Genomic DNA, 25326 nt, shown 5'->3' on the forward strand with positions numbered 1-25326 from the left:
TCCGATGAGGCCGTGGCGCTCCTGGACGCTGGCGTTCCGCGTCAGCGCGTTGTTCGCGCTGATCGCCTGCCTGGTCGTCACCGGCCTCGGCATGTACCTGTACAACTCCGCCCGACAATCGCTGGAAGTGCGCGCCGACTATACGCTGATCGGCCGCGTCGAACACTTCCGCAACCTGCTGCACGACCTCTACAACGTCGAGCAGATGGAACAGCGCCCTGCCCTGTTCGAAAGCATGCTCGGCAACGAGCAGGACGTGCGCATCTTCCGCCGCCAGGGCGAGGCGCCATTCATCAACATGAACCCGGACAACCTGACGCCGCCGCCGATGACGCCGGTCGCCATCGGCGTGCCGCTGTCGATCGCGTCGCTGCACGACGGCATGCGCGCCGACGGCGTGCGCGTGCGCTGGGTGGCCGCGCTGGCCGAAGTCGGCAACCACAACGATACCGTCGAAATCGTCGCCGCCTATGTCATGACGCAGGAGTCGCGCATGATGACGCTCTATCTCTGGCGCGTCGTCGCCGCCGTCGCGCTGACGGTGCTGCTGACCGCCGTGCTGGGCTTTATCGTGCTCAGGCGCGACCTGATGCCGCTGACCCGGATGAGCAAACGCGCCGCCGAGATCACGCCGGCCAACCTCAGCACGCGACTACGCGAAGAAGACGCTCCCGCCGAATTGCGTCAGCTCGCCGGCGCGCTCAACGCCATGCTCGACCGCCTCGAAAACGGCTACGAACACCTGTCGCAGTTTTCCGCCGACCTGGCCCACGAGATCAGGACGCCGGTCAACATCCTGATGGGACAGACGCAGGTGACGCTGGGTCAACGCCGCAATGCGGAAGAATATGAACAGTTGCTGGAATCGAACCTGGAAGAATTGACGCGCCTGTCGCGCATCATTGAAAACATCCTGTTCCTGGCACAGACCGATCACGCCGAACTCACGGTCGACCGCACGCCGATCGCGCTGGCGGAAGAATTGCAAAAGATCGCCGATTATTTCGAAGGCGTGGCGGCGGAGCGCGACATGCATTTCGAAGTCGATGCCGGCCCGGATCTTGTCTGTCGCGCCAATCTCATCATGTGGCGCCGCGCCGTCAGCAACCTGGTGGTCAATGCGGTGCGCTACGGCGACGCCGGCACGGCGATCGGGATCAGCGCCCGGCCCGTTGCCGCAGGCGTCGCGATCAGCGTCGACAATCGCGGCGCGCCGATGACGCGGCAACAGATGGAACGCATGTTCGACCGCTTCTACCGCGGCGACAAATCGCGCAGCGAATACACCGAATCCAACGGCCTCGGCCTGGCCATCGTCAAGGCCATCATGACTGTGCATGGCGGCATCGTGACGGTGGCATGCACAGCGACAGGGGAGATCAGTTTCAGCCTGGCGTTTCCCGAGCAGGCCAAACCGGCGCGTCAAACGTCCTGATCAGTCGCATTGCGCCAGCCGGCTGATGAGCGCCGTTTGCGCGCGCGCGATAACGCCGGCCCAGTCGCCTCTTTCTTCCTGCCTGAACAAACGCGCTGACGGATACCACGGGCTGTCGTCGCGTTCCAGGAACCAGCGCCAGTCTGCCGCCTGCGGCAACAGTATCCATACCGGAACGTCCATCGCGCCGGCCAGATGCGCGACGGCGGTGTCGACGCTGATAACCAGGTCGAGATTGGCGATCAGGGCGGCGGTGTCGTCGAATTCGCGCAGTTCCTTGCCGGGCCAGCGCACTGCCGGCATGGATTGCAGGAACACGTGATCGTGCTGGCGCACTTCGGGTTGCAGCAGGAAGAACTCGATGCCGGCAATACCGAACAGGGGCGCGAACAATTCCAACGGTATCGAGCGCGGCAAGTCTTTCTGGTTGCGCGCATTGCCTGAGCTGACGATGCCGATGCGCATGCGCGGCGTTGTTCCCAGCGCCTGCCGCCAGTACTCGCGCTTTTCCGGATCGGCATAGAGATATGGTGAACTTGCCGGAATCGTGTCCATGCGCGTGCCGAACGCCAGTGGGAGGCTCATCAGCGGCGACTGCAAGTCCACCTCCGGCAAGTTTTCGCCGATCGCTCTGACCGCAATGCTGCCGTCCGCGCTCAGCGTCTGCAGCAGGCGCTTCAGGTTGTCCGGCGCCTCCAGCACGACCTGTGCCCCCGACGCAGCCGCCAGCAAGGCGTAGCGGCAAAACTGTATGGTGTCGCCCAAGCCTTGCTCCGACCAGAGCAGGATGAATTTCCCGTCAAGCGATTCTGCGCCCGTCCAGCGCGGAATCTGGCGATGACGCTCCGGGTCGACGAGTTCGCCTTGCCAGCGCGCTTCGTAAATCGGCCATGCCTCGCCGAGCCGGCCGAGGGTCATGTTGTTCAACGCCAGATTGACGCCGGCGTCGGCGTCGCCGGGCTGCAAGCCGAGGGCTTTTTCATTGCTCGCGATGGATTCTTCGTAACGGCACAAGCGACTCAGGCTGGCGGCGCGGCTTATCCAGGCATCGGCGAAACGCGGCTCCAGTTGCACCGCCTTGTCGGCGCAGGCAAGCGCCTCTTCGTCGCGATGCAAACCGTGCAACACAAACGCAATATCGAGATGGTAATGCGGCCGCTCCGGCGCCAGTGCGATCGCTTGCTGCAGGCTATCCAATGCATCCTCCGGACGTTGAAGTCCCGCCAGCACCACAGCGTGTAAATGCCAGATATCGGGATTCTGCGGCGCCAGGCGCAAAGCGTGTTCCAGGGTTTGCACGGCCTCTTCCCGGCGTCCGAATTCCCGCAACAGCACCGCTGCCGCCAGATAAATATCGGCATGCTCGACACCCGCAGCGATCAGTTCCAGATAAACGCCGAGCGCCTCCTGGCGACGGCCGGTCTCGTAAAGTATTCGCCCCAGCTTGTAATTGACCGCCGGATCGCCAGGCGACAGTCTCAGCGCACGGCGATACAGATCGATGGCTTCAATATGCCGGCCCAGTCCGGCGCATACGCCGCCGGCCAGATGCAGCAAGTTGAAATCGGCGCTGCGTTGCTGCGACAGCGGCTGCAAAATGGTATGGGCCGCTTCCAGCTCACCATGCTGGAAAAACAAATAGGCCTGGGCAAGAGCGTCATTATTATTCATGCGCGGATGTTAACACGCGTGGCCGATGCGTTGAGCACGGCCGGCCTCTTCCGTCAGTTCCTTGCGCCGCATGAGCGGCAATTTGCCTCCCCCTGATAACGTGCAACATCCGGCATTTCGAGGACGCTGCTACGTGGTGATGCGGCAACGCAGCGATTGTTTTGCTTACTGAAATATCGTATATTTCAGTAATTACTGAAAATTCAAAATATCAGACAATGCCAAATCCACCGGAATTCGCCATGGAACCCCATACCCTGAGTCCCCTGATGCAGCGTTTCATCCTCCATTTCGGCGAAATGGGTAGCCGCTGGGGCATCAATCGCACCGTGGGCCAGATTTATGCCTTGCTGTATGTTCAGGCAAAACCGCTCAATGCCGACGAGATCGCCGAATATCTTAGCTTTTCGCGCTCAAACGTCAGCATGGGCCTGAAAGAGCTGCAATCCTGGCGGCTGGTCAAGCTGCTGCACCAGCCGGGCGATCGCCGCGAATATTTCGAACCGCCCAAGGACATCTGGGATATTTTCAAGGCTTTGCTGGAAGAACGCCGTCGCCGCGAGATCGAGCCGACGCTGTCGATGTTGCGCGATGCCTTGCTGGAAACCCCGGCCAATCCCGACGACAAACATGCCCAGCAACGCATGCGCGAGATGTATGATCTGATCGAACTGTCCAGCTCGTGGTTCGACGACGTGCAGCGCCTGTCGCCGGAGACCCTGTCCTCGCTGATGAAGATGGGGTCGAAAATCAAGAAATTACTAGACGTCAAAGACAAATTCCGCTTTAGTAGCGACAAGGCTGCGGACAAGAACAAAGCCGGCAAGGATACTGCGACTGAAGCGTTTTCCGAATCTCCCGCTAAGGAGTGAAGAATGCCCAAGCCTTCACGGTTAACACGTACCCACCGTCTGACACGTCTTCCCCGTCTCACGCAATTGCCGCTCGGCGTCGAGATCGCACTGATCCTGCTGGTCAAGATCGCGATCCTGACGGTGCTGGCCAAAGCCTTCTTCTCCGAACCGCAAGCTAAAAAGATGCGCATGCCCACCGAACAGGTGGAGCAGCATCTGCTGGCATCGCCTGCATCGGCGCCTGCTTCTTCATCCGTCTTCCCTTCCACCACCGAGGTCTCACATGCTTCCCATTGACGAGGTCGTCAGTCTGTCGCGGCTGCAGTTCGCCGTGACGGCGTTGTATCACTTTCTGTTCGTTCCCCTCACGCTCGGCCTGTCCTGGATTCTGGTCATCATGGAATCCGTCTACGTCATGACCGGCAGTCCCATCTACAAGGACATGACGCGCTTCTGGGGCAAACTGTTCGGCATCAATTTCGCCATGGGCGTGGCCACCGGCATCACACTCGAATTCCAGTTCGGCACCAACTGGTCGTATTACTCGCACTACGTCGGCGACATCTTCGGCGCGCCGCTGGCCATCGAAGGCATGGCGGCGTTCTTCCTCGAATCGACCTTCGTCGGCCTGTTCTTCTTCGGCTGGGATCGCCTCTCGCGCGTACAGCATTTGCTGGTGACCTTCCTGGTGGCGTTCGGCTCCAGCCTGTCGGCGCTGTGGATCCTGATCGCCAACGGCTGGATGAACAATCCGGTCGGCGCGGAATTCAATTTTGAAACCATGCGCATGGAACTGGTCAGCATGACCGACGTGATCTTCAATCCGGTGGCGCAGGTGAAGTTCGTCCATACCGTGGCGGCGGGTTACGTGACCGCCTCGATGTTCGTGCTGGGCGTGTCGGCGTATTACCTGCTCAAGGCGCGCGATACCGCATTTGCGCTGCGTTCGTTCGCCGTCGCCGCCGGTTTCGGCCTGGCCGCCACCTTGTCCGTGATCGTGCTCGGCGACGAGTCCGGCTACACCGCCGGCGAAGTCAACAAGGTCAAACTGGCCGCCATCGAAGCCGAATGGGAAACCCATCCGGCGCCGGCCGGCATCACGGTATTCGGACTCCCCGACAACAAGGGCGAACGCACCGACTACGCGTTCAAGATTCCCTATGTGCTGGGGCTGATCGCGACGCGCTCGGTTGATACGCCGGTGATCGGCATCAAGGACCTGAAGAAGGAACACGAAGCGCGCATCCGCAACGGCATGCTGGCCTATGCCGCACTGACGCGGCTGAAGTCCGGCGACAAGTCGGCCGAAGCGCGCGCCGCGTTCGACAAGCTCAAGCATGACCTCGGATATGGCCTGCTGCTGAAGAAATACACGCCGAACGTCGTCGACGCCACGCCGGAACAAATCGCGAAGGCGGTCGACGACACCATCCCGAACGTGGCGCCGCTGTTCTGGTCGTTCCGCGGCATGGTGGCGCTGGGCCTGCTGTTCCTGTTCATTTTCCTGGCTTCGTTCTACTTCCTGGTGCGCAAGCAACTGGCGCCGCAACGCTGGCTGTTGCGCCTGGCGGTGTTCAGCATTCCGCTGCCGTGGATCGCCGCCGAGCTGGGCTGGATCGTCGCCGAGTACGGCCGCCAGCCGTGGACTATTGCGGGCATCCTGCCCACCCATCTGTCGGCATCGACGCTGCAACCGTCGAGCCTGTATTTCAGCCTGGCCGGATTCATCCTGTTCTACACCTTCCTGCTGGTGGTGGAAATGATCCTGATGGTCAAGTACGCAAAACTCGGTCCAAGCAGCCTGCACACCGGCAAGTACCATTGGGAAGTTCTGGACAAGAAGCCCGGCAGCCCACCGCCAGCCGACAAGCGCGAGCCGCTGCCAAAACCGACACACTGAGGAAACCATCATGATCTTCGATTACGAAACCCTGAAAGTTATCTGGTGGGCCTTCGTCGGCGTGCTGATCATCGGCTTCGCGCTGACCGACGGCTTCGACTTCGGCGTCGGCATGATGCTGCCCTTCGTCGGCAAGACCGACGCCGAGCGCCGCGTGCTGATCAACTCCATCGGTCCCACCTGGGAGGGCAACCAGACCTGGTTCATCACCGCCGGCGGCGCCACCTTCGCGGCCTGGCCGCTGGTGTACGCGACTGCGTTCTCGGGCTTTTACATCGCGCTGATGGTGCTGCTGTTTTCGCTGTTCTTCCGCCCGGTCGGCTTCGACTACCGCAGCAAGATGGCCGATCCGCGCTGGCGCAATGCCTGGGACTGGGGCCTGTTTGCCGGCGGCATCGTGCCGCCGCTGATCTGCGGCGTGGCTTTCGGCAACCTGCTGCTGGGCGTGCCTTTCCACTACGACGACACCATGCGCGTGGAATACACCGGCAGCTTCTTCGCGCTGCTCAATCCGTTCGGTCTGCTGGCCGGCGTGCTGAGCGTGGCGATGCTGCTGACCCACGGCGCCACCTTCGTGATGGTCAAGACCGATGCCGCCGTGGCGATGCGGGCGCGCAAGATCGCCATCTTCGCCGCACTGGCCAGCCTGGTCCTGTTCGTGCTGGGTGGCGTCTGGGTGGCTTACGGCATCGACGGCTACAGCATTACCAATATGCCCTCCGCCAACAGCGCCTTCATGCCGCTGGCGAAAACCGTGGAAATCACTTCCGGCGCCTGGATGGAGAATTACACGCGCTGGCCGGAGACCAGAGCAATCCCCGTCGTCGCCATCGTTGCACTATTGCTGGTGGCCGTATTCGGAGCATGGCGCAAGGCGCGCCTGGCGTTCATCTGCAGCGGCATCGGCGTCGCCGGCATCATCCTGACGGCGGCGACGGCGATGTTCCCGTTCATCCTGCCGTCTTCGCTCGATCCCCGCAGCAGCCTGACGGTATGGGATGCGGTATCCAGCCACAAGACGCTGGCGATCATGTTTTGGCTGGTGGTGTTCTTCCTGCCGCTGATCATGGTGTACACGGCCTGGGTCTATCGTGTGGTGCGCGGCAAGGTCACGCTCAAGCACATTTCCGATAACGAACACACTGCTTACTAAATCCACTAACGATCAAGGAGAACATCATGTGGTATTTCGCCTGGATACTTGGCGTCGGACTGGCGCTTGCTTTTGGCATCATCAACGTCATGTGGCTGGAAGCCAACTACGCTTTCGGCCGCCGCAAGGAGGATGAAACCCAGGAACGTTTTGCATCGGCCAGCGCCAAGGCCGAGCTTGCCAGAAAACGTCCCGGGAACAAGTGAGGCTGCTGTCGTGATCGCTCCCCCTGCACGGCTTATCGCCACCGATCCGGCGCTATTGCAAGCGCTGGCCGGAGCCGGTTTTGCCGACACCTTCCGGATTACGCTGACCGAAGAGCAAAGTCGCTTGTCTGCCGGCGACCTGACGCGGCAAATGTTCAGCCGTGCGCCTGAGTGGATATCGCTCCTGTTGGCGATACGCAACCGCGTGGGTGCGCTGCTCGGTTTAAAACAGGCCGACCTGCATATCGATGGCGACGCTTCGTCCGTGTCGTCATCGGTGGCCGGCTTCCCGATCGTGGAACAAAGCGATGAGCAAGTGCAGCTTGGCTTTGACGATAAGCATCTGGATTTCCGGATCTGGGTGCGGCGCAATCCGGGAACAGCGGAATTGTCGGCGCAATTGACGGTGACGACCGTCGTACGCACCAACCAATGGCTGGGATGCGCTTATCTGGCCGTGGTCAAGCCGTTTCACCGGCGTATCGTGCCGGCAATGCTGAATCGTTTGCGCCGTTGACACGCGATTGCGACGCCATTGAAATTTTCAGCGGTATTGCAAAAAACGAAAAGCCCCGCCGGATTTTTATCGGCGGGGCTTTTTAACGTCGACTGATCCGCGGCTTATACCAGCGTCAGCGTGACGTTGATGTTGCCGCGAGTCGCGTTCGAGTATGGGCAGACTTGATGCGCCTTCTCGATCAGCGATTGCGCGACGGCGCGATCCAGGCCTGGCAGGGAAATGTCCAGCGCCACTTCGATGCCGAAGCCGCCCGGGATGGTGCCGATGCCGACGGTGCCAGTGATGCTGGCATCAGCAGGCACGGCTATCTTTTCCTGGCCGCCGACGAACTTCAGCGCACCGATGAAGCAGGCCGAATAACCGGCTGCGAACAGTTGCTCAGGGTTGGTGCCGGCACCGCCGGCGCCGCCCAATTCCTTGGGGGTGGTCAGCTTGATGTCGAGGATGCCGTCGGACGATTTCGCCACGCCTTCGCGGCCGCCGGTTGCAGTTGCCTTGGCTTGGTAGAGTGCTTTTTCGATTTTCATTTTGATTCCTTTCGAGTAATTTAAAGAGGGGATACCAAGAAGGCATCGATTAAAAACAAATTTTAAACAATAAAATTGCTAACAATATAAATAATAAATAGTAAAACCCACTGCTACTACCGACTGAAACTACCGGGAATCCCCGGCGTTTAGTTTGACTACGAATCTTCCGCTTCTTGCAACAGGCCCTTGCGCAACATCTTCAACTCCTCGCGCAAGTTGACGACCTGTTCCAATGGAGGCAAGGCGCACATCAGCTTTTCGGGAACTGCGACCGCCCGCTTGCGCAGGGCGCGTCCTTCTTCGCTCAGCCTGACGACCACGCGGCGCTCGTCTTCAACGTCACGGGCGCGATGCAGCAAACCCATCGCCTCCATGCGCTTGAGCAAAGGCGTCAGCGTGCCCGAATCAAGAAACAACTTGTTGCCCAGATCGGAAACCGTGACTTCGTCCTTTTCCCACAAGACCAGCATCACCAGATATTGCGGATAAGTGATGTCAAGCCCCTTCAATATCTTCTTGTACATCTTGGTCATCGCCAACGACGCCGAGTACATGGCGAAGCACAATTGATTTTCAAGCATCAGGGCCTGATCAATTGCTGCTGCGTTCTTCGATGTGTTTGCGTTTGCCATGGAACGAATAATACATAGCCAAAAATTAAATTGCAAGCAATTTAAATAAAACTTCGACATGTCTCAAAAAAATACAACATGCTTGCCGGCAAGCAAACCGGCACCATCCGGTTAACGTTCGAAACGCTGCTCCACCATCTCCCTACCCCATTGGTCGCCCGGCCACTCTTCCTTCAACCGGAAACCATGTGCCTCATAGAGCCGGCGCGCAGCATCCAGTCCCTGAAAAGTCCACAACTGCACCGACGCAAATTTCCGCGCATCGCAAAAGCCGAGCGCGGCATCCAGCAAGCGTTTGCCCACGCCGGCGCCGCGCAATCCGTCATCGACGATAAACCAGCGCAGATGGGCGCGATTGTCTCCGAGATCCTCGCCGTCGATGGCAACCGAAGCGACGATGCGTTCGCCCTGCATGGCGAGCCACAGCCCATTGCACTCATGTTCAAGGCGAGGAATGAATTCGGCCAGGCCCGCGGCCACCTTGCTTTCAAAGAAACTGCCGAAACCGACGCCGCGCGCATAAAAAACAGCGTGCATCTGCACGATCCGCCCGATCGCGCCGGGCTGGTAGCCAGCGACGATCCGGATGTCCCCGGCGTCGGCGGCGTCATTGATCTGGGCCGCAGCCTTGCCTGAACGGGACGCCTCCAGCGCCTGTGCATACACGGCCAGTCCTTGTGCCGCGGCATGCTGCTGCGCCTCGTTCAATTGCGCCAATGCGCCGACAACCTGCCGGCGGCCGAATGCCTGAATTGCCGCCAATGTACGCCGGCCTCGCGGCGTCAGCGACAGCCATTTGACGCGAGCGTCCTGGCCGCTGGCTTCTTCCTGCAATTCGCCGGCTTCCAGCAACTTGCGCACCATGCGGCTGACGCTGGATTTTTCCAGGCCGAGGAATTCAGCCAGTTGCGCGGCGCTCATGGATTTGCGCGCGCCGATCTCCAGGATCGCGTGGACCGCCGAGGGTGGGTACTCCGTCGCCGCCAGCGTGCCCTGCATGAACCCGAGTTCGCGCACCATCCGGCGTGAGGCGGCACGGATGCGATCGACAAGAATATGGTCAGTCTGCGACATGATTTTCCTTTTTCCTTAATAGTTGCATATTACAACCATATCTGCAGCACGCAAACCCCTGCGAGGCAAGGACGCCATCCTTGTCCTGTATCATTCGGCCAGACAGAAACACCGAAATAAGCGAAATGTCCTCGACAAGTTCTCCCTCCTCCCAAACGCCGCATGCAGCCACGCTCGCCCTGTTCTGCAAAGTCGTCGACAACTACGGCGACATCGGCATCTGCTGGCGCCTGTCGCGGCAGTTGCAGCGCGAACACGGCATCGCCGTGACGCTGTGGGTCGACGATTTGCGCAGCTTCAAGCGAATCTGCCCGGAAGTCATCCTCGATCGCGAGGTCCAGCAAGTTCAGGGCGTCACGGTCAGGCATTGGCGCGACCAGGATGGCCTGTTTGAAGTCGCGGAGATTGCCGATATCGTGATCGAGTTTTTCGGCTGCAATATTCCCCCGGCCTATATCAAGGCGATGTCGCAACGCACGCCGCGCCCGGTTTGGCTGAACCTGGAAGGCCTGACGGCGGAAACCTGGATCGAGGGTTGCCACACCCTGCCCTCGCCGCATCCGCAATTGCCGTTGACCAAGTACTTTTTCTTCCCGGGTTTCAATGCGCGCACCGGCGGCTTGCCGCACGAAGCGGGACTGGAGCGGCAGCGCCAGGCGTTCCGGGAGGACGACGCCGCACGCTGCGCGTTCCTGGCGCAACTCGGCGTGACGGCAGCGGAAATGGGCGCGCTCAAGGTTTCATTGTTCTGCTATCCGCAAGCCCCCGTCGCGGATCTGTTCGCGGCCTGGCAAAGCGGCGGCAAACCCGTCGTCTGCCTGGTCCCGGAAAGCGTCGCGAAGGATGCCGTCGAAGCCTTCCTCGGACAAGCCGCCATCGCCGGCGCTGCTGCAACGCGTGGCGCCCTGACGGTGCGTGTGCTGCCGTTTGTGCCGCAACCGGACTACGACAAATTGCTGTGGGCCTGCGATCTGAATTTTGTGCGCGGGGAAGATTCGTTCGTGCGCGCGCAATGGGCCGGGAAGCCGTTCATCTGGCACATCTATCCGCAGGATGAAAACTTGCATCACGTCAAGCTGAAAGCATTTTTGCATGTCTACGTGGCTGCCACAGCCAGCGTGAAGGCAATGATGCTGACCTGGAACGGCGCGGCCGCGGAAGATGCCGGCATGGCCGCGCTGTGGCCGGCATTTGCCGCCGATCTTTCCGAGATTGCAAGGCTGTCCGTGGATTGGCAGCGCAAGTTGTTGGCAAATGGCGACTTGGCCTCCAATTTGCTGAAGTTTGCGGAAACAGTTAAGTAGTTGCGGCGGAATCGGCGCAAAAATGGGTTAAAATATAGGGCTATTTTTTACGCATCATCAATTAATCGTACGTGGGCTTGCGGTGTTTTTCTGCCAGTGGGCTACAGAAGATTTTTACGCAACCTACCTTTTACGTATATTCGCTATGAAATTTGCAAAAGAAATTCGCGTCGGCAACATCATTATGGTCGACAGCAAGCCCATGATCGTCCTGCGCTCCGACGTCAACGGTTCGAGCCGCACAGGTTTCACCTACAAATGGAAGATGAAGAACCTGCTGACCAACAGCCCGCAGGAAAACGTGTTCCGCGGCGACGACAAGTTCGACGTGGTCGTGCTGGACAAGAAGGCAGTGACTTACTCCTACTTCGCCGATCCGCTGTACGTGTTCATGGACGCCGAATACAACCAGTACGAAATCGAAGGCGAAAACCTGGGCGACGCACTGGGCTACCTGAAGGACGGCATGGAATGCGAAGCGGTCTTCTATGACGGCAAGGCAATCTCGGTCGAACTGCCAACCACCATCGTGCGTCAGGTCGTGTACTCGGAACCTGCAGTCAAGGGCAACACTTCGGGCAACGTCCTGAAGGAAGCCAAGATCGAAAACGCGATTGAAGCGAATCAGATCGTCGTGATGGTTCCGCTGTTCGTCAGCCAGGACGACCAGATCGAAATCGATACGCGCACCAACGAATACAAGAAAGTCGTCCGTAATTGATCAGCATCAGCCGGCTTCACTTGTTGTAATAAAAAACGCTGCGATCTTCGCAGCGTTTTTTTTCGCCCTACGCTTCTACTCCCCCCTCGTCTCAGCAAGACGCCGCGCCGCCTTGCCGCCTTCGCTGGCCCAGAACGCCGTATCGGCAGCCTGGATGCGCTGCGCCGAATTCTCCATATGACGCAAAGCCGCTGCGCGCGCCGCGTCGGCGTCGCCGTCGTCAATTGCCTGCGCAATCCCGGCATGCTCGTTGCGCACCTGCTGGCTGAAATCCTCGCGTCGCGCTTCATTGATGCGCGCTACCCGGATCGCCGCCTGCAGAAACTGACTCAGAAACTGCAACAACGAGGTGTACAGGGGATTGTGTGCCGCCTCGGAAATCGCCGCATGGAAAGCAAAGTCTTCCGCCACGCCATCGCGTCCGGCCAGCACGGCCTTGTCGATGTCCTTCAATGCCTGCCGGATACGCCGGTTCTGCGCCTTGGTGCGACGCTGCGCCGCCAGCGCCGCCATTTCACCCTCGATGCCGCGGCGCAGTTCGATCACGCGCAACACCGCCTGGATGGAATCGCGCACGTCGATGTCGAGCCGGAACGGCGTGGCGTTGTTCGGCGCCAGCACCACGGTGCCGCTGCCCCGGCGCGAACCCACCAGGCCTTCCGATTTGAGCCGTGAAATCGCTTCGCGAATCACGGTGCGACTGACCTGGAAACGTTCGGTCAGCTCATTCTCGGACGGCATGCGCGCACCCGGCGCGAAATCGCCTTGACGGATCTGTTCATACAACGTGCCGGTCACGCGGTCGGCCAGCGTACCGTTCGCAGCGACAACGGATACGGAAGATGTGGAGGATGGCTGAGTATTTTTCATGTCGATTGACATGATACTGCTTTCTTCTTACACTGGCCGCAAAGTTGTATGACAACTTTGCGAAATGACGTTGTACGAACAGAACAATCCAGGAGAAGACATGCATATCGTTATCACCGGCGGCGCCGGTTTTCTGGGCAGCCGCCTGGCGCGTCAATTGCTCAAGCGCGGTCAGTTGACCGGCAGCGACGGCAAGCAGCAAACCATCACCCGCATCACCCTGCTCGACGTCGTGGCGGCGCAAGGTTTCGACGATGCCCGCATCGAGCCGGTCGTGGGCGACATCGCCGACGCCGCCGTCATCGCGCGCGTGATCGGCAAGGATACGCAATCGATCTTCCACCTCGCCGCTATCGTCAGCGGCCACGCCGAAGCCGATTTCGACCTCGGCATGAAGATCAACTTCGACGCCACCCGCCTCATCCTGGAACGCGCCCGCGCGCTCGGCACCAGGCCGCGCGTGGTGTTCACCAGTTCGGTCGCGGTGTTCGGCGGCGCGTTGCCGGCGCAAGTGCCCGACAATGCCCTGCTGATGCCGCAAAGCTCCTACGGTGCGCAAAAGGCGATGGGCGAATTGCTGATCAACGATTACAGCCGCAAGGGTTTCATCGACGGCCGCGCGTTGCGCATGCCGACCATTTCCGTACGCCCCGGCGCGCCGAACAAGGCGGCCTCAAGCTTCGCCAGCGGCATCATCCGCGAACCGCTCAACGGCCAAGCCTCGGTCTGCCCGGTCAGCCCTGAAACACGCATGTGGCTGATGTCGCCGCGCAAGGCCATCGACAACCTGATCCATGGCCACGAAATCAACGGCGCCGATCTCGGCCTTGCGCGTTTCCTCAGCATCGACGGTCTGTCTGTCAGCGTGCGCCAGATGGTCGACGCGCTGGAGCAAGTCGCCGGCGCCGACGTCGTCAAACTGATCGAGTGGAAGGAAGACGAAGCCATCAAGCGCATCGTCAACTCCTGGCCCGGCAGCTTTGAAGCCAAACGCGCCAAGGCGCTGGGCTTCACCGCCGACAGCGATTTCGCGAGCATCGTGAAGGGGCACATCGAAGATGAAGTGAAGAAGTAATCCCCGGTTGCGCCCTGAAAACCGGCGTCGGCAACGGCGCCGCCTTTTATTTCAGGCGTACAATATGTGCACGTTCATCGGAGGCGAAAATGGATCAACTCACACTCGCCGCCTACGACAAGGCGGCCGCATCATTTGCGCAGGACTGGCACGACCAGCCCGCGCCGGAAGATCTGTATGCGCTCGTCCAACAACATTTCGTCGCCGGCAGTGTGGCCGATATCGGTTGCGGCAGCGGGCGCGAAGTCGGCTGGCTGGCTTCGCAGGGTTTTGCGGCAACCGGTTACGACGCGTCGCAAGGCTTACTGGATCAGGCGAAGCTGCGCTATCCGCAGCAGGCTTTTCACCTCGCTGCATTGCCTGCGCTGGACGGCATCGCCGATGCCAGCTTCGACAATGTCTTGTGCGAAACTGTGATCATGCATCTTCCGCGAGCGCAGATCGTCCCGGCCGTACGACGACTGTGGAGCCTCGTCAAACCGGGCGGTGTGTTGTATCTAAGCTGGCGCGTGACCAAAGAGGCAGATCAGCGCGACAAGCATGAACGGCTGTATGCCGCCTTCGATGCTTCCTTGGTCAAGGACGCTCTGAATAACGCAAGTTATCTCTTGGATGAAGAAGTCGCCAGCATGTCGTCCGGCAAAACGATACACCGGCTGATCGCGACAAAACAATAAGCAATCCGCTACGCCATAAAAAAACGCGGATAAATCCGCGCTGAATTGGAGACTGCAGGCCGTGTCGTTTCCCCCGCCACGGCCCTTGGTAAAGCAGCAACAACTACACAACTGCCAACGATCGCTCCCTGTTACTTCGCTTTCGCCAGCATGTTGAACACGCTGGAAAAATCCAGCCCGCCCGACCCCGACTTGCTGTGGATGTCGTACAGATTGCGCGCCAGCGCGCCCATCGGCACGCTGCTGCCTGTGGCCAGTGCATTCTCCACCGCCAGGCCGAGATCCTTCAACATCAGGTCGACGCCGAAACCGCCGGCATAGCCTTTCGATGCCGGCGCGGCTTCCATCACGCCGGGACAGGGGTTGTAGACTTCCAGCGCCCAATTGCGGCCGGAGCTCTTGGACATCACTTCCGACAAGACCTTGGGGTCCATGCCGTTGGCCATGCCGAGACGGATCGCTTCGGACGTGCCGATCATCAGGATGCCCAGCAACATGTTGTTGCACACCTTGACGGTCTGGCCGCTGCCGCTGGCGCCGGCGTGATAGATCGCCTTGCCCATCTTTTCCAGATAAGGCTTCGCCAATCCGAAACCGTCGACGGTGCCGCCCACCATGAAGGTCAGCGTACCGGCCGTGGCACCACCGGTGCCGCCGGAGACCGGCGCATCCAGCATGGTGAAGCCCTTCTCCTGCGCCGCCGCCGCGACCTTGCGCGCGCTTTCCGGCGCAATGGTCGAGCAGTCGATCAGCAAGGTGCCGGGCTTGATGTTGGCCAGGATGCCCTTGTCGCCGAGATAGATCGATTCGACGTGCTTGCTGGCCGGCAGCATGGTGATGACGATCCTGGCCTTGGCCACCGCGGCCATGGCGTCGGCTTCAGTAACGCCGCCGGTCTCGACCAGCTTGTCGACGCTGGTTTTGACGAGGTCGTGTCCGCTGACCGAGAATCCCGCCTTGACGAGATTCTGCGCCATCGGCAAGCCCATGTTGCCCAGGCCAATAAAAGCGATGTCGGCGCTCATGTTGTTCTCCTTTTGTTTTGCATAAGTCCTGTTGATAGCTTACTTCAGCGAAATCGTGGTGTTGACCTGGCCGGCTTCTTCATCCGGCGCATACCAGCGTGCGGTGACTGTCTTGGTCTGGGTCCAGAACAGCACCGCCTGCTTGCCATTGGGGCCGAGGTCGCCGAGTTTGGAAGCGCGCGAACCGGTAAAGCTGAAATACGCCACAGGCACCGGGATAGGCACGTTGATGCCGACCTGGCCGACGTCGATTTCATTCTGGAACTTGCGCGCGGCCCAACCCGATGAAGTGAAGATCGAGGTGCCGTTGCCGTTCGGGTTGGCGTTGATGAAGGCGATGGCGTCGTCCAGAGTGTCGACTTCGACGATGCACATCGCCGGTCCGAAGATTTCCTGGTCGTAGATGTCCATGCCAGCCTTGACGCCGGTGAACACGGTCGGGCCGACAAAGTTGCCGTCCTCGTAACCGGCCACCTTGCAATTGCGGCCATCCAGCAGCAACTTGGCGCCCTGCTCCACACCGACGCCGATCAGGCGCTCCACGCGCTGCTTGGCGGCCTTGGAAACCAGCGGACCGACATCCACCTTGCGATCGCTGCCGGGACCGATTTTCATGGCCTTGGAACGCTCGACGATTTCCGGGATCCACTCTTTGGTCTTGCCGACCAGCACCACCACCGAGTTGGCCATGCAGCGCTGGCCGGCTGCGCCGAACGCGGCGCCGAGCAGGTTGTTGATGGCCTGGTCCTTCGGCGCGTCGGGCAGCACGATGCAGTGGTTCTTCGCACCCATCATCGATTGCGCGCGCTTGCCGGCTTCGCTGGCGCGGCGGTAGATGTGCGTACCGACATGAGTCGAACCGATGAAGGAGACGGCCTTGATATCGGGATGGTCGCAGATCATGTTGGCCACGTCGGGGCCGCCATGCACGACGTTGAGCACGCCCGGCGGCAGGCCGGCCTTGTTGGCCAGCTCGACCAGGAACAGCGACGACGACGGATCCTGCTCGGAGGGCTTGAGCACGAAGGTGTTGCCGCAGGCGACCGAGATCGGGAACATGAAGCACGGCAGCATCACCGGGAAGTTGAACGCGGTGATGCCCGCCCCGACGCCGATCGGCTGATGAATCGTGTAGACGTCGACGCCGCCGGCCACATTCTCGGCCAGCTCACCCAGTTGCAGCGAGGTGATCGAACAAGCATGTTCGACCACTTCCAGGCCGCGCATGACTTCGCCTTCGGCGTCCGGCAGGGTCTTGCCGTGTTCGCGCGTAATCAGTTCGGCCAGCGGCGCGATGTTGTCGCGCAGCAGTTGCTGGAACTTCAGCATGATGCGCATGCGCTGCGCCAGTGAAGTGTTGCGCCAGGTCTTAAAGGCTTCCTTGGCGTTGGCGACGGCGCGGTCGACTTCCTCTTTGGTCGCGAACGGCACGCGCGCGACGACTTCCTGCGTGGCCGGATTGAGCACGTCGCGCCATTCTTTCGAAGTCGACTGGACGTGCTCGCCGTTGATGTAGAGGGGAACGTTGGGAATGTTGGCTTGGCTCATGATGCGTTTTCCATAGTGATGATGAAGAAACCGGAAGTCGGGTCGGAGATATCGGCAACGTTGAAACGCGACTCCCGGAAAACCTTATTTGACCAGCGGGCAAGCGGCATCCATCGGACGGAAAGCCTGCTGCGCGGGAATGGTCGACAACAATTTCAGATAATCCCAAGGCGCCTTGGATTCAGCCGGCGACTTGACCTGGTACAGATACATGTCGTGGATCACGCGGCCGTCGGGACGGATCGAAGCGTTGCGCATGACGACGTCGTGGATCGGAATCTCGCGCATCTTTTGCGAAACGACTTTCCAGTCCGAGGTCTTGGCGGCGGCGCGCGCCTTCAGGAAGTGATACACGCTGGAATACACGCCGGCCTGGACCATGGTCGGCTTGTTGTTCTTGAACTGCGCTTCGAAACGCTTGGAAAACGCACGCGTGTCGTTGTCGTAATCCCAGTAGAAGCCGTCGGTATACACCAGCCCCTGCGCGGCATCGAGGCCCAGCGCATGCACGTCGGACAGGAACACCAGCAACGCCACCAGACGCTGGTTCTTGTCGCCGACGCTGAAGGAACGCGCCTGCTTGATTGCATTGACGACATCGCTGCCGCCATCAGCCAGACCGATCACCTGTGCCTTGGAAGCCTGCGCCTGCAACAGGAAGGACGAAAAGTCCGATGCATTCAGCGGATGCCGCACCGAGCCGACCACCGTGCCGCCCAGGCTCTTGACGACATCGCTGGCGTCTTTCTCAAGCGAATGGCCGAAGGCGTAATCGACGGTCACGAAGTACCATGATTTGTTGCCCAGCTTGGTCAGCGCGGCAGCCGCGCCAGCCGCTTGCGAATATGTGTCGAACATCCAATGGAAGCCGTTGCTGGCGCATTCGGTCGTGGTCAGCGCACCGGTAGCCGGACCGCTGTACATGGCGATGCCGCCCTTTTCCTTGATCAGCTTCTGCACCGCCAGCGCCACCGACGAATTGGTCAGGTCGGCAATCGCCTCGACCTTGTCGCGGTCCAGCCATTCGCGGGCGCGCGTGACGCCGACGTCGGGCTTGTTCTGGTTGTCGGCAGACAGCACTTCGATCTTCATGCCCTTGCATTCAGCCTTGAGGCAATCCTCGATCGCCAGCCGCGCGGCGACGACGGAACCTTGCCCGCCCATCGCCGAATACGGGCCGGACATGTCGGTCAGCACGCCGATTTTGACGGTATCGGAATTTTGCGCCTGGACGGCGACGGAAATACAGGACAGGGAAAGCGCAGCCATGACCAGGCTGGCACGGATGTTTTTCTGCATGGAGTCTCCTCGTTATATGTTGTATGAAATTGCTCTGCGGCGATTTCGAGACTCATTTTGCATGTGCATTAATACGGTTACAATAACCAATAATTCAAAAGCCTTTTGCATAATTGCAAAAAATCATTGAAAACCGATCATGGAGAGATGATGCTGGATTGGGACAACCTGCGGGTATTCCTCGAACTCACCCGCAGCCAGGGCCTGGTTGATGCCGCCAAGAAACTGGGCATCGACCACTCGACCGTTTCGCGGCGCATCAAGCGCTTCGAAGAGCAGGTCGGCAGCCAATTGTTCGACCGCAACAACCATGGCTACAACCTCACCGCCGACGGCTACCGCCTGGTCGAATATGCGGAAAAGATAGAAAGCACCGTCTACGCCGCCACCGAAGAACTGGGCGGCCATAATCGCCTGCTGTCGGGCCAGGTACGCCTGGGCGCGACCGAGGGCTTCGGCACCTTCGTGCTGGCGCCGCACATCGCGCACTTCTGCGCGCGCAATCCGCACATCTCGGTGGATATGCTGCCGATGCCGCGCTTCGTCAACCTTTCCAAGCGCGAAGCCGACATCAGCGTTACCATCGAACGTCCGGTCAGCGGTAATTACGTTGTCACGAAACTGGCCGATTATGTTCTCAGGCTGTACGCCACGCCGGCTTACCTGGAAAGCCATCCGGCCATCCGCAAGACGGCGGATCTGGAGCGCCACGCCTTTATCGGCTACATCGACGACCTGGTGTTCAGCGAAGAACTGCGCTACAAGGAGAACATCGCGCCGGAGGCTTTCCGCGCGTTTCGCAGCACCAGCGTGATCGCCCAGTACACGGCGGCGCGCAGCGGCCAGGCGTTGGCGATCCTGCCCTGCTTCCTGGCGCAACAGTCGGACGAACTGGTGCCGGTGCTGCCCGGCGAGGTGGAAATCATGCGTTCGTTCTGGCTGGTCGCCGCCAGCGAACAGCGGCATGTGGCGCGGGTGTCGGCATTGTGGAGCTATTTGCGCGAATGCATGGAACCGAACAAGGAATTTTTGATGGGGAAGTCGCGTCAGATGACGTGGATCAAATAAGAACGCGCAGCCAGCGTGCAGACTACCGATAGTGAAACCCCCCCCAACCGGGCCTCGCGGCTCGCTACCAAGGAGATCAGCATGGCAGCAAAGAAAATTTTATTGTTGACCGGAGATTTTGCCGAAGATTACGAAACCATGGTGCCGTTCCAGGCGCTGCAAATGGTGGGCCATACCGTCCACGCCGTCTGCCCCGGCAAGAAGACCGGCGACAAGATCAAGACCGCCATCCACGACTTTGAAGGCGATCAGACCTACTCCGAAAAACCGGGCCACCAGTTCGCCCTGAACGCCAGCTTCGACGACGTCGATCCGGCCAAATACGATGCCATCGTCATCGCCGGCGGCCGTGCGCCGGAATACCTGCGCCTGGACGCCAAGGTAATCGCCATCGTGCGCCACTTCGCCGAAGCCAAGAAACCGATCGCCGCCGTCTGTCACGGCGCGCAATTGCTGGCGGCTGCCGGCGTGATCGAAGGCAAGAAGATTTCGGCCTATCCGGCCTGCGCGCCGGAAGTCAAACTGGCCGGCGGCCACTATGCCGATATTGCCGTGGACAGCGCCGTCACCGACGGCAACTTCGTCACCTCGCCGGCATGGCCGGGCCATCCGCAATGGCTGGCGCAATTCCTCAAAGTGCTGGGAACGGAAATCAAGCCGTAACGCGCTTCCCGCGCAGGGCAAAGAAGCCGCAGTCTGCAAGGGACTGCGGCTTTTTCTTTGGATCAGCGTTTCGCAATCCAGGCCGGCGATTCTTTTTCAAGGAAGGCGCGCAGCCCCTCCTTGCCCTCGTCCGACGCGCGCAGATCGGCGATCACGCCTGTCGTGTAGTCGCGCAATGCCGGCGTGCACGGCAAAGGATTGGCGACTTGCGCCAGTTCCTTGGCGCGCCGCATCGCCTGCGGACCGTTGGCCAGCAGCGCGACAACGATTTGTTCGGTCTTTGCGTCCAGTTCGGTGGCCAGCACGACTTCATGCACCAGGTCGATGGCGGCGGCGCGGATGGCCGAGAAACGTTCCGCCGTGACGAAGTAACGCCGCGCCTGCGATACGCCGATCTTGGCGATCACGTAAGGACTGATGACGGCCGGAGCAAGGCCCAGCTTGACTTCCGACAAGGCAAAAAACGCATTGTCGGAGGCGATGGCGATATCGCAGCAGGCCACCAGGCCGACGCCGCCACCCATGACCGTGCCCTGGATCCTGGCGACGGTCGGGTGTGGAAAGCTGTTCAGGCTTTCCATCAGTGCGGACAGTTGCTGCGCGTCCCTGATGTTGTCCGCGTGCGAGGCGTCGGCCATGCGGCGCATCCAGCCGAGGTCGGCGCCGGCGGAAAATGATTTGCCGGTCGAGGCCAGCACCAGCACTTTTACTTGCGGGTTGTCCCTGGCTTGCCCGATCAGGTCGATCAGGTGGGTGATCAACAGATCGTCAAAGGCGTTATGGACTTCGGGACGGTTCAGGGTGATTGTCGCAACCCCGCGCGCGTCGACGGTCAGATCGGCGGCTTGGTTCATGGAGGCTCCTCGGTTCTTTGGTGCGCTTTGAGCGTCTGGTTTTGATGGGTGGTCTGGAGATAGTAAAAGAAAAATGGGTTGGGGGGAATTGGTGTTGGTTGGATATATGCGCTGGAATATGACGGGCTTTTTTGGCGGGGGAGGTTTTGGCTTGCTTCGGCAATTGCGTGAAGGCCGGTTTCGCCCGCGTTGCGGGCGGGCTCGTTTCGGCTTTGCCGGAACAGTGCTTTTATTTTTTATGGCGGACGTTGGCGTTTGTTTTTCCTCCGGCTAACGAACGCTGCGCGTCCGGGGATTCGCCTACCTGCGGCAGGCCGCGGTTTCGCTTGCAAGCGAAACCCTTCGAATCCCCCACGTGATGCGCAGGCACATCCTGGGGACGTCAAAACAAAAACGCCCGCTATGCGGGCGCGCCCGTTTCGGCTTTGCCGAAACATTGCTTTTATTCTTTTTATGGCAGACGTTGGCGTTTGTTTTCCCTCCGGTTAACGAACGCTGCGCGTCCGGGGATTCGCCTACCTGCGGCAGGCCGCGGTTTCGCTTGCAAGCGAAACCCTTCGAATCCCCCGCGTGATGTGCGCAGGCACATCACTTGGGGACGTCAAAACAAAAACGCCCGCTATGCGGGCGTTTTCTGTCTTGGCGTCCCCAGGGGGATTCGAACCCCCGTACTCACCGTGAAAGGGTGATGTCCTAGGCCTCTAGACGATGGGGACATATATCCGATATTGCAGTAACCATCCATAGTACTGTGTAAAGCTGGCGTCCCCAGGGGGATTCGAACCCCCGTACTCACCGTGAAAGGGTGATGTCCTAGGCCTCTAGACGATGGGGACATCGCATGTATCATGTCCCGCAGCTACTACCCGTACTACGACTGTGTGGCATCACAGTTTGTTACCCGATCTACTGCTTGTTCGCTGGTGGAGGTAAGCGGGATCGAACCGCTGACCTCTTGCATGCCATGCAAGCGCTCTCCCAGCTGAGCTATACCCCCTTGCGAAGAAGCGAGATTATGCAACATGCATTGGTAAATAGCAAGTGGGTTTTTCCAAAACGCCCTCTTTTTATGACAAATAATTGGCAAGGCGCGCCAGCACAACGTCGCGGCCAAACAACTCCAGCACCGCGTCGATCGCCGGGGTCTGCAACTGGCCGGCAACGATCAGGCGCAAAGGCATGGCCAGTTGCGGCATCTTCAATTTGTGCTGGGCCAGCACTTCCTTGATCATCGCGCCCAGCACTTCTTTCTTCCATTCGACATCGACGCAGCGCGCGGCGAAATCCTGCAGCGCCGGTTTGATGGCGTCGGTGATGTGCTGGGCGACCAGCGCGGCGTCGGGCGCCGGCTGGCGATAGAACATCTGCACCGCCGTCGCCAGGTCGTTGACGGTATTGGCGCGCTCCTTCAGCAGCGCAATGGTCTGCGCCAACGGCGGCGCACCGTCGAATTGCGCGCCCTCTTTTTCCAGCAGCGGACGCGCCAGCGCGGCAAGGCGTTCGTTGTCGGCCAGCTTGATGTAGTGGTTGTTGAGCCAGGCCAGCTTTTCCGGATTGAACTGCGCCGGCGACTTCGACAAATGGTCGAGGTCGAACCAACTGCAGAATTGTTCCATCGAGAAAATCTCTTCATCGCCGTGGCTCCAGCCCAGGCGCGCCAGGTAGTTGAGCATGGCTTCCGGCAGGTAGCCCTGAGCCGGGTAGTCCATCACGCTGACTGCACCGTGGCGCTTGGACAGCTTCTCGCCGTCGGCCCCGAGGATCATCGGCACATGGCCGTACTGCGGCAAGGTCCCGCCCAGCGCCTTGAGGATGTTGATCTGGCGCGGCGTGTTGTTGACGTGATCGTCGCCGCGGATGACGTGGGTGATCTTCATGTCCCAGTCGTCGACCACAACGCAGAAATTGTAGGTCGGCGTGCCGTCGGGACGTGCAATCACGAGGTCGTCCAGTTCGCGGTTGGAAATCGTGATCGGCCCCTTGACCACGTCGTTCCAGGTGACGTCGCCGTCGATCGGATTACGGAAGCGCACCACCGGCTTGCGGCCTTCGGGAATCGGCGGCAGGGTCTTGCCGCTTTCGGGGCGCCAGGTGCCGTCGTAGCGCGGCTTTTCGCCGGCGGCGCGCTGGCGCTCGCGCATGGCTTCGACTTCTTCCGGCGAAGAATAGCAATGGTAGGCCGTGCCCTGTTGCAGCATCTGCGCCACCACTTCGCGATAACGGTCCATGCGCTTCATCTGGTAGAACGGGCCTTCGTCATGGTTCAGACCGAGCCATTGCATGCCGTCGATGATGGCCTGCACCGCTTCCGGCGTGGAGCGCTCCAGGTCGGTGTCTTCGATGCGCAGGATGAAGGTGCCGCCGAAACGGCGCGCATAAGCCCACGAGAACAAGGCTGTGCGGGCGCCGCCGAGATGGAGATAGCCGGTCGGGCTAGGCGCAAAGCGGGTGCGGACGGGAGTGTTCGGTGCTGTGGATGTCATGATAAATAAAAACGGCCTTGGTGCACCAAAGCCGTTGTCTGCCTGATCGGAAAGCCGCCATTTTACCGCGTCGGCCGCCATCATGGAATCATGCGGCTGCCGCCCGGCTCGGCGACGCCTTATTTCACGGTGATATTGATGGTCTTGCTCATCGCCGGTCCATAGGACTGGTGCGCACCGTCGGCGAACTGCATGGTCAGTTGATACTTGCCCGGCGGCAGCGTCACCTTGGCCCCGGTCTGGCCCTTGCCGTAATGCAGGTGGGTGTCGTCCGCCGGGATGACGACGCCCTTGGGGATCGGCCCGGCGTTGATCAGCAAATGGTGGTGGCCGGTATTGGGCGTCATGTCGCCGGCCGGCTTGACCTCCATGCCGGTGACCGCGAACCTGACGTCGAAGGGGCTGCTGACGACCGCGCCGTCCATCGGCGCCGTGAAAGACACCGAAGGCTCGGCGGCGCGCGCCGCCGACGCCAGCAGGACGGAGGCGCAGAACAAGGTTTGAATGAATCGCGATGCAGGGATTGTCATGACATGTCTCCTCAATGCGTTAATCGAATACGTCAACAACGAACTAGGCAGGACATGCACGGCGCGCATGGCATCGATCGGCATCAATCGTTCTGGATCACGATGCTCGGAAACTTGCTGGTCATGTCCTTGGCCTTCTCCGCCACTTTGACAGCGACCTTGCGCGCAATGTTCTTGTAAATTTCCGCGACCGCGCCATTCGGTTCCGCGACCACGGTCGGACGGCCGGAATCGGTCTGCTCGCGGATCGCCATCGTCAGCGGCAAGGCGCCGAGGAAGTCGACGCCGAAGTCGGCGCACATCTTCTCGCCGCCGCCGCTGCCGAAGATCGCTTCGGCATGGCCGCAGTTGGAACAAATATGCGTGCTCATGTTCTCGACGATGCCGAGGATCGGTATGCCGACCTTCTCGAACATTTTCAAGCCCTTGCGCGCGTCGAGCAAGGCGATGTCCTGCGGCGTCGTCACGATCACGGCGCCGGTCACCGGCACCTTTTGCGACAGCGTCAACTGCACGTCGCCGGTGCCCGGCGGCATGTCGACGATGAGGTAATCGAGATCGCGCCAGTTGGTCTGGTCGAGCAACTGCTGCAAGGCCTGGGTGACGATCGGACCGCGCCACACCATCGGCTCGTCCGGATCGATCATGAAACCGATCGACGACACTTGCAGGCCGTGGTTTTCCAGCGGCTCCATGGTCTTGCCGTCCTTGGTTTCCGGTTTGGCGTCTATGCCCAGCATCATCGGCTGCGACGGCCCATAGATGTCGGCGTCGAGGATGCCCACGCGCGCGCCTTCGGCGGCCAGCGCCAGCGCCAGGTTGGCGGCGGTGGTCGACTTGCCGACACCACCCTTGCCGGAGGCGACGGCGATGATGTTCTTGACGTTGGATTTGAGTTTGATGCCGCGCTGCACTGCGTGCGCGACGATCTTGAAATACACGTTGGCCTTGACTGCACCGACGCCCGCCACACCCCGCACGGCGGCCTCGGCGGCGCTGCGGATCGGTGCGATCTGGCTGTTGGCGGGATAGCCCAATTCGACATCGAAGGCGACATTGGCGCCATCGAGCTGGATGTTCTTGACCGACTTGCCGGACACCAGGTCCTTGCCGGTGTTGGGGTCGATGACCTGGGAAAGCGCTGTTTTGACTGCTTCGGCGGTGATGCTCATTACCTCTCCTTGATAGACACCCGCCAGTCTAAACCAATCGCCGTTCGCCGGTTGGCACATCG

The 25326-nt window shown here is 60.4% G+C and carries 25 protein-coding genes and 3 tRNA genes; 13 read left to right on the plus strand and 15 right to left on the minus strand.

The window, feature by feature from the left end:
* Nucleotides 1–4 precede the first annotated feature (4 nt).
* On the plus strand, nt 5–1435 hold the full coding sequence (locus RV1423_RS13170) for a heavy metal sensor histidine kinase (RefSeq protein ID WP_034297195.1): 1431 nt from the start codon (nt 5–7) through the stop codon (nt 1433–1435).
* Here the strand turns inward: RV1423_RS13170 and RV1423_RS13175 are convergent, their stop codons facing one another.
* A complete protein-coding gene (locus RV1423_RS13175) occupies nt 1436–3106 on the minus strand; it encodes a tetratricopeptide repeat protein (RefSeq protein ID WP_034297197.1) in 1671 nt (556 codons plus the stop codon).
* A 242-nt stretch (nt 3107–3348) separates the two neighbouring features.
* Between RV1423_RS13175 and RV1423_RS13180 the strand changes: the two genes are divergently transcribed.
* Genes RV1423_RS13180 through RV1423_RS13205 form a run of 6 tightly spaced genes read left to right on the plus strand, consistent with a single transcriptional unit; the run spans nt 3349 to nt 7736 of the window.
* Nucleotides 3349–3978: a GbsR/MarR family transcriptional regulator gene (locus RV1423_RS13180; RefSeq protein ID WP_034297201.1), complete on the plus strand. Its 630-nt coding sequence runs from the start codon at nt 3349–3351 to the stop codon at nt 3976–3978.
* 3 nt (nt 3979–3981) lie between these two features.
* Nucleotides 3982–4257, plus strand: coding sequence for a cytochrome oxidase putative small subunit CydP (gene cydP / locus RV1423_RS13185; RefSeq protein WP_034297204.1), 276 nt, complete (start codon nt 3982–3984; stop codon nt 4255–4257).
* On the plus strand, nt 4244–5860 hold the full coding sequence (locus tag RV1423_RS13190) for a cytochrome ubiquinol oxidase subunit I (RefSeq protein WP_034297206.1): 1617 nt from the start codon (nt 4244–4246) through the stop codon (nt 5858–5860). Before cydP ends, RV1423_RS13190 begins: the two co-directional genes overlap by 14 nt.
* 10 nt (nt 5861–5870) lie before the next feature.
* Nucleotides 5871–7013: a cytochrome d ubiquinol oxidase subunit II gene (cydB, locus tag RV1423_RS13195; RefSeq protein ID WP_034297209.1), complete on the plus strand. Its 1143-nt coding sequence runs from the start codon at nt 5871–5873 to the stop codon at nt 7011–7013.
* A gap of 26 nt (nt 7014–7039) precedes the next feature.
* Nucleotides 7040–7219 (plus strand): cytochrome bd-I oxidase subunit CydX, encoded by a 180-nt coding sequence (cydX, locus tag RV1423_RS13200; protein ID WP_034297211.1) that lies wholly within the window; start codon nt 7040–7042, stop codon nt 7217–7219.
* 10 nt (nt 7220–7229) lie between these two features.
* Nucleotides 7230–7736 (plus strand): DUF2867 domain-containing protein, encoded by a 507-nt coding sequence (locus RV1423_RS13205; RefSeq protein ID WP_197034936.1) that lies wholly within the window; start codon nt 7230–7232, stop codon nt 7734–7736.
* Between the two features lie 104 nt (nt 7737–7840).
* On the opposite strand, the gene RV1423_RS13210 is transcribed toward RV1423_RS13205, so the two are convergent.
* From RV1423_RS13210 to RV1423_RS13220, 3 genes are all read right to left on the minus strand, one after another.
* The gene (locus RV1423_RS13210) at nt 7841–8266 is read right to left on the minus strand and encodes an organic hydroperoxide resistance protein (RefSeq protein WP_034297213.1); all 426 of its coding nucleotides are present in this window, start codon (nt 8264–8266) and stop codon (nt 7841–7843) included.
* Between the two features lie 158 nt (nt 8267–8424).
* Nucleotides 8425–8901, minus strand: coding sequence for a MarR family winged helix-turn-helix transcriptional regulator (locus RV1423_RS13215; RefSeq protein WP_034297215.1), 477 nt, complete (start codon nt 8899–8901; stop codon nt 8425–8427).
* 111 nt (nt 8902–9012) lie between these two features.
* Nucleotides 9013–9975: a bifunctional helix-turn-helix transcriptional regulator/GNAT family N-acetyltransferase gene (locus RV1423_RS13220; protein ID WP_034297217.1), complete on the minus strand. Its 963-nt coding sequence runs from the start codon at nt 9973–9975 to the stop codon at nt 9013–9015.
* A 125-nt stretch (nt 9976–10100) separates the two neighbouring features.
* Between RV1423_RS13220 and earP the strand changes: the two genes are divergently transcribed.
* Nucleotides 10101–11279: an elongation factor P maturation arginine rhamnosyltransferase EarP gene (gene earP, locus RV1423_RS13225; RefSeq protein WP_034297219.1), complete on the plus strand. Its 1179-nt coding sequence runs from the start codon at nt 10101–10103 to the stop codon at nt 11277–11279.
* Between the two features lie 145 nt (nt 11280–11424).
* Nucleotides 11425–12000, plus strand: a complete 576-nt coding sequence (locus RV1423_RS13230) for an elongation factor P (protein WP_034297221.1) — start codon at nt 11425–11427, stop codon at nt 11998–12000.
* 75 nt (nt 12001–12075) lie between these two features.
* On the opposite strand, the gene RV1423_RS13235 is transcribed toward RV1423_RS13230, so the two are convergent.
* Nucleotides 12076–12870, minus strand: a complete 795-nt coding sequence (locus tag RV1423_RS13235) for a FadR/GntR family transcriptional regulator (protein WP_231502260.1) — start codon at nt 12868–12870, stop codon at nt 12076–12078.
* A gap of 100 nt (nt 12871–12970) precedes the next feature.
* On the opposite strand from RV1423_RS13235, the gene denD reads away from it, so the two are divergent.
* Nucleotides 12971–13945, plus strand: coding sequence for a D-erythronate dehydrogenase (gene denD / locus RV1423_RS13240; RefSeq protein WP_034297225.1), 975 nt, complete (start codon nt 12971–12973; stop codon nt 13943–13945).
* An 89-nt stretch (nt 13946–14034) separates the two neighbouring features.
* Complete coding sequence (locus RV1423_RS13245) at nt 14035–14622, plus strand: bifunctional 2-polyprenyl-6-hydroxyphenol methylase/3-demethylubiquinol 3-O-methyltransferase UbiG (protein ID WP_034297227.1); 588 nt, start codon at nt 14035–14037, stop codon at nt 14620–14622.
* 131 nt (nt 14623–14753) lie between these two features.
* On the opposite strand, the gene mmsB is transcribed toward RV1423_RS13245, so the two are convergent.
* The 3 genes from mmsB to RV1423_RS13260 form a co-directional block, all read right to left on the minus strand.
* Nucleotides 14754–15647, minus strand: a complete 894-nt coding sequence (gene mmsB / locus RV1423_RS13250; RefSeq protein ID WP_034297229.1) for a 3-hydroxyisobutyrate dehydrogenase — start codon at nt 15645–15647, stop codon at nt 14754–14756.
* A 39-nt stretch (nt 15648–15686) separates the two neighbouring features.
* Complete coding sequence (locus tag RV1423_RS13255) at nt 15687–17195, minus strand: CoA-acylating methylmalonate-semialdehyde dehydrogenase (protein ID WP_034297231.1); 1509 nt, start codon at nt 17193–17195, stop codon at nt 15687–15689.
* A gap of 84 nt (nt 17196–17279) precedes the next feature.
* The gene (locus RV1423_RS13260) at nt 17280–18464 is read right to left on the minus strand and encodes an ABC transporter substrate-binding protein (protein ID WP_051516669.1); all 1185 of its coding nucleotides are present in this window, start codon (nt 18462–18464) and stop codon (nt 17280–17282) included.
* 180 nt (nt 18465–18644) lie between these two features.
* On the opposite strand from RV1423_RS13260, the gene RV1423_RS13265 reads away from it, so the two are divergent.
* Nucleotides 18645–19562: a LysR family transcriptional regulator gene (locus RV1423_RS13265; RefSeq protein ID WP_034297289.1), complete on the plus strand. Its 918-nt coding sequence runs from the start codon at nt 18645–18647 to the stop codon at nt 19560–19562.
* 81 nt (nt 19563–19643) lie between these two features.
* Entirely contained in the window at nt 19644–20225 is a 582-nt protein-coding gene (locus RV1423_RS13270; protein ID WP_034297235.1) for a DJ-1/PfpI family protein, read from the plus strand.
* A 62-nt stretch (nt 20226–20287) separates the two neighbouring features.
* Here the strand turns inward: RV1423_RS13270 and RV1423_RS13275 are convergent, their stop codons facing one another.
* The 7 genes from RV1423_RS13275 to apbC all read right to left on the minus strand — a co-directional run bounded on the left by RV1423_RS13275 (nt 20288) and on the right by apbC (nt 25264).
* Nucleotides 20288–21079 (minus strand): enoyl-CoA hydratase-related protein, encoded by a 792-nt coding sequence (locus RV1423_RS13275; protein WP_034297237.1) that lies wholly within the window; start codon nt 21077–21079, stop codon nt 20288–20290.
* 640 nt (nt 21080–21719) lie between these two features.
* A tRNA-Glu gene (locus RV1423_RS13280) sits at nt 21720–21795 on the minus strand.
* A gap of 44 nt (nt 21796–21839) precedes the next feature.
* Nucleotides 21840–21915 (minus strand) — tRNA-Glu (locus RV1423_RS13285).
* 85 nt (nt 21916–22000) lie between these two features.
* Nucleotides 22001–22076, minus strand: a tRNA-Ala gene (locus RV1423_RS13290).
* A 70-nt stretch (nt 22077–22146) separates the two neighbouring features.
* Complete coding sequence (gene gltX / locus RV1423_RS13295) at nt 22147–23562, minus strand: glutamate--tRNA ligase (protein ID WP_034297290.1); 1416 nt, start codon at nt 23560–23562, stop codon at nt 22147–22149.
* A gap of 119 nt (nt 23563–23681) precedes the next feature.
* Nucleotides 23682–24092 carry a DUF4399 domain-containing protein gene (locus RV1423_RS13300; RefSeq protein ID WP_051516670.1) on the minus strand — a complete coding sequence of 137 codons (411 nt, stop codon included), beginning with the start codon at nt 24090–24092 and terminating at the stop codon, nt 23682–23684.
* A gap of 83 nt (nt 24093–24175) precedes the next feature.
* The gene (gene apbC / locus RV1423_RS13305; protein ID WP_034297239.1) at nt 24176–25264 is read right to left on the minus strand and encodes an iron-sulfur cluster carrier protein ApbC; all 1089 of its coding nucleotides are present in this window, start codon (nt 25262–25264) and stop codon (nt 24176–24178) included.
* Between the last annotated feature and the right edge of the window lie 62 nt (nt 25265–25326).

Origin of the sequence: Herbaspirillum sp. RV1423 (assembly GCF_000577615.1) — a bacterium.
Lineage (GTDB): Bacteria > Pseudomonadota > Gammaproteobacteria > Burkholderiales > Burkholderiaceae_D > Herbaspirillum.

Excerpts from the sequence above, each read along its gene's own strand:
- RV1423_RS13170 (WP_034297195.1), top strand. The coding sequence starts at position 5 with ATGAGGCCGTGGCGCTCCTGGACGCTGGCGTTCCGCGTCAGCGCGTTG.
- RV1423_RS13175 (WP_034297197.1), bottom strand. The coding sequence starts at position 3,106 with ATGAATAATAATGACGCTCTTGCCCAGGCCTATTTGTTTTTCCAGCAT.
- RV1423_RS13180 (WP_034297201.1), top strand. The coding sequence starts at position 3,349 with ATGGAACCCCATACCCTGAGTCCCCTGATGCAGCGTTTCATCCTCCAT.
- cydP (WP_034297204.1), top strand. The coding sequence starts at position 3,982 with ATGCCCAAGCCTTCACGGTTAACACGTACCCACCGTCTGACACGTCTT.
- RV1423_RS13190 (WP_034297206.1), top strand. The coding sequence starts at position 4,244 with ATGCTTCCCATTGACGAGGTCGTCAGTCTGTCGCGGCTGCAGTTCGCC.
- cydB (WP_034297209.1), top strand. The coding sequence starts at position 5,871 with ATGATCTTCGATTACGAAACCCTGAAAGTTATCTGGTGGGCCTTCGTC.
- cydX (WP_034297211.1), top strand. The coding sequence starts at position 7,040 with ATGTGGTATTTCGCCTGGATACTTGGCGTCGGACTGGCGCTTGCTTTT.
- RV1423_RS13210 (WP_034297213.1), bottom strand. The coding sequence starts at position 8,266 with ATGAAAATCGAAAAAGCACTCTACCAAGCCAAGGCAACTGCAACCGGC.
- RV1423_RS13215 (WP_034297215.1), bottom strand. The coding sequence starts at position 8,901 with ATGGCAAACGCAAACACATCGAAGAACGCAGCAGCAATTGATCAGGCC.
- RV1423_RS13220 (WP_034297217.1), bottom strand. The coding sequence starts at position 9,975 with ATGTCGCAGACTGACCATATTCTTGTCGATCGCATCCGTGCCGCCTCA.
- earP (WP_034297219.1), top strand. The coding sequence starts at position 10,101 with ATGTCCTCGACAAGTTCTCCCTCCTCCCAAACGCCGCATGCAGCCACG.
- RV1423_RS13230 (WP_034297221.1), top strand. The coding sequence starts at position 11,425 with ATGAAATTTGCAAAAGAAATTCGCGTCGGCAACATCATTATGGTCGAC.
- RV1423_RS13235 (WP_231502260.1), bottom strand. The coding sequence starts at position 12,870 with ATGAAAAATACTCAGCCATCCTCCACATCTTCCGTATCCGTTGTCGCT.
- denD (WP_034297225.1), top strand. The coding sequence starts at position 12,971 with ATGCATATCGTTATCACCGGCGGCGCCGGTTTTCTGGGCAGCCGCCTG.
- RV1423_RS13245 (WP_034297227.1), top strand. The coding sequence starts at position 14,035 with ATGGATCAACTCACACTCGCCGCCTACGACAAGGCGGCCGCATCATTT.
- mmsB (WP_034297229.1), bottom strand. The coding sequence starts at position 15,647 with ATGAGCGCCGACATCGCTTTTATTGGCCTGGGCAACATGGGCTTGCCG.
- RV1423_RS13255 (WP_034297231.1), bottom strand. The coding sequence starts at position 17,195 with ATGAGCCAAGCCAACATTCCCAACGTTCCCCTCTACATCAACGGCGAG.
- RV1423_RS13260 (WP_051516669.1), bottom strand. The coding sequence starts at position 18,464 with ATGGCTGCGCTTTCCCTGTCCTGTATTTCCGTCGCCGTCCAGGCGCAA.
- RV1423_RS13265 (WP_034297289.1), top strand. The coding sequence starts at position 18,645 with ATGCTGGATTGGGACAACCTGCGGGTATTCCTCGAACTCACCCGCAGC.
- RV1423_RS13270 (WP_034297235.1), top strand. The coding sequence starts at position 19,644 with ATGGCAGCAAAGAAAATTTTATTGTTGACCGGAGATTTTGCCGAAGAT.
- RV1423_RS13275 (WP_034297237.1), bottom strand. The coding sequence starts at position 21,079 with ATGAACCAAGCCGCCGATCTGACCGTCGACGCGCGCGGGGTTGCGACA.
- gltX (WP_034297290.1), bottom strand. The coding sequence starts at position 23,562 with ATGACATCCACAGCACCGAACACTCCCGTCCGCACCCGCTTTGCGCCT.
- RV1423_RS13300 (WP_051516670.1), bottom strand. The coding sequence starts at position 24,092 with ATGACAATCCCTGCATCGCGATTCATTCAAACCTTGTTCTGCGCCTCC.
- apbC (WP_034297239.1), bottom strand. The coding sequence starts at position 25,264 with ATGAGCATCACCGCCGAAGCAGTCAAAACAGCGCTTTCCCAGGTCATC.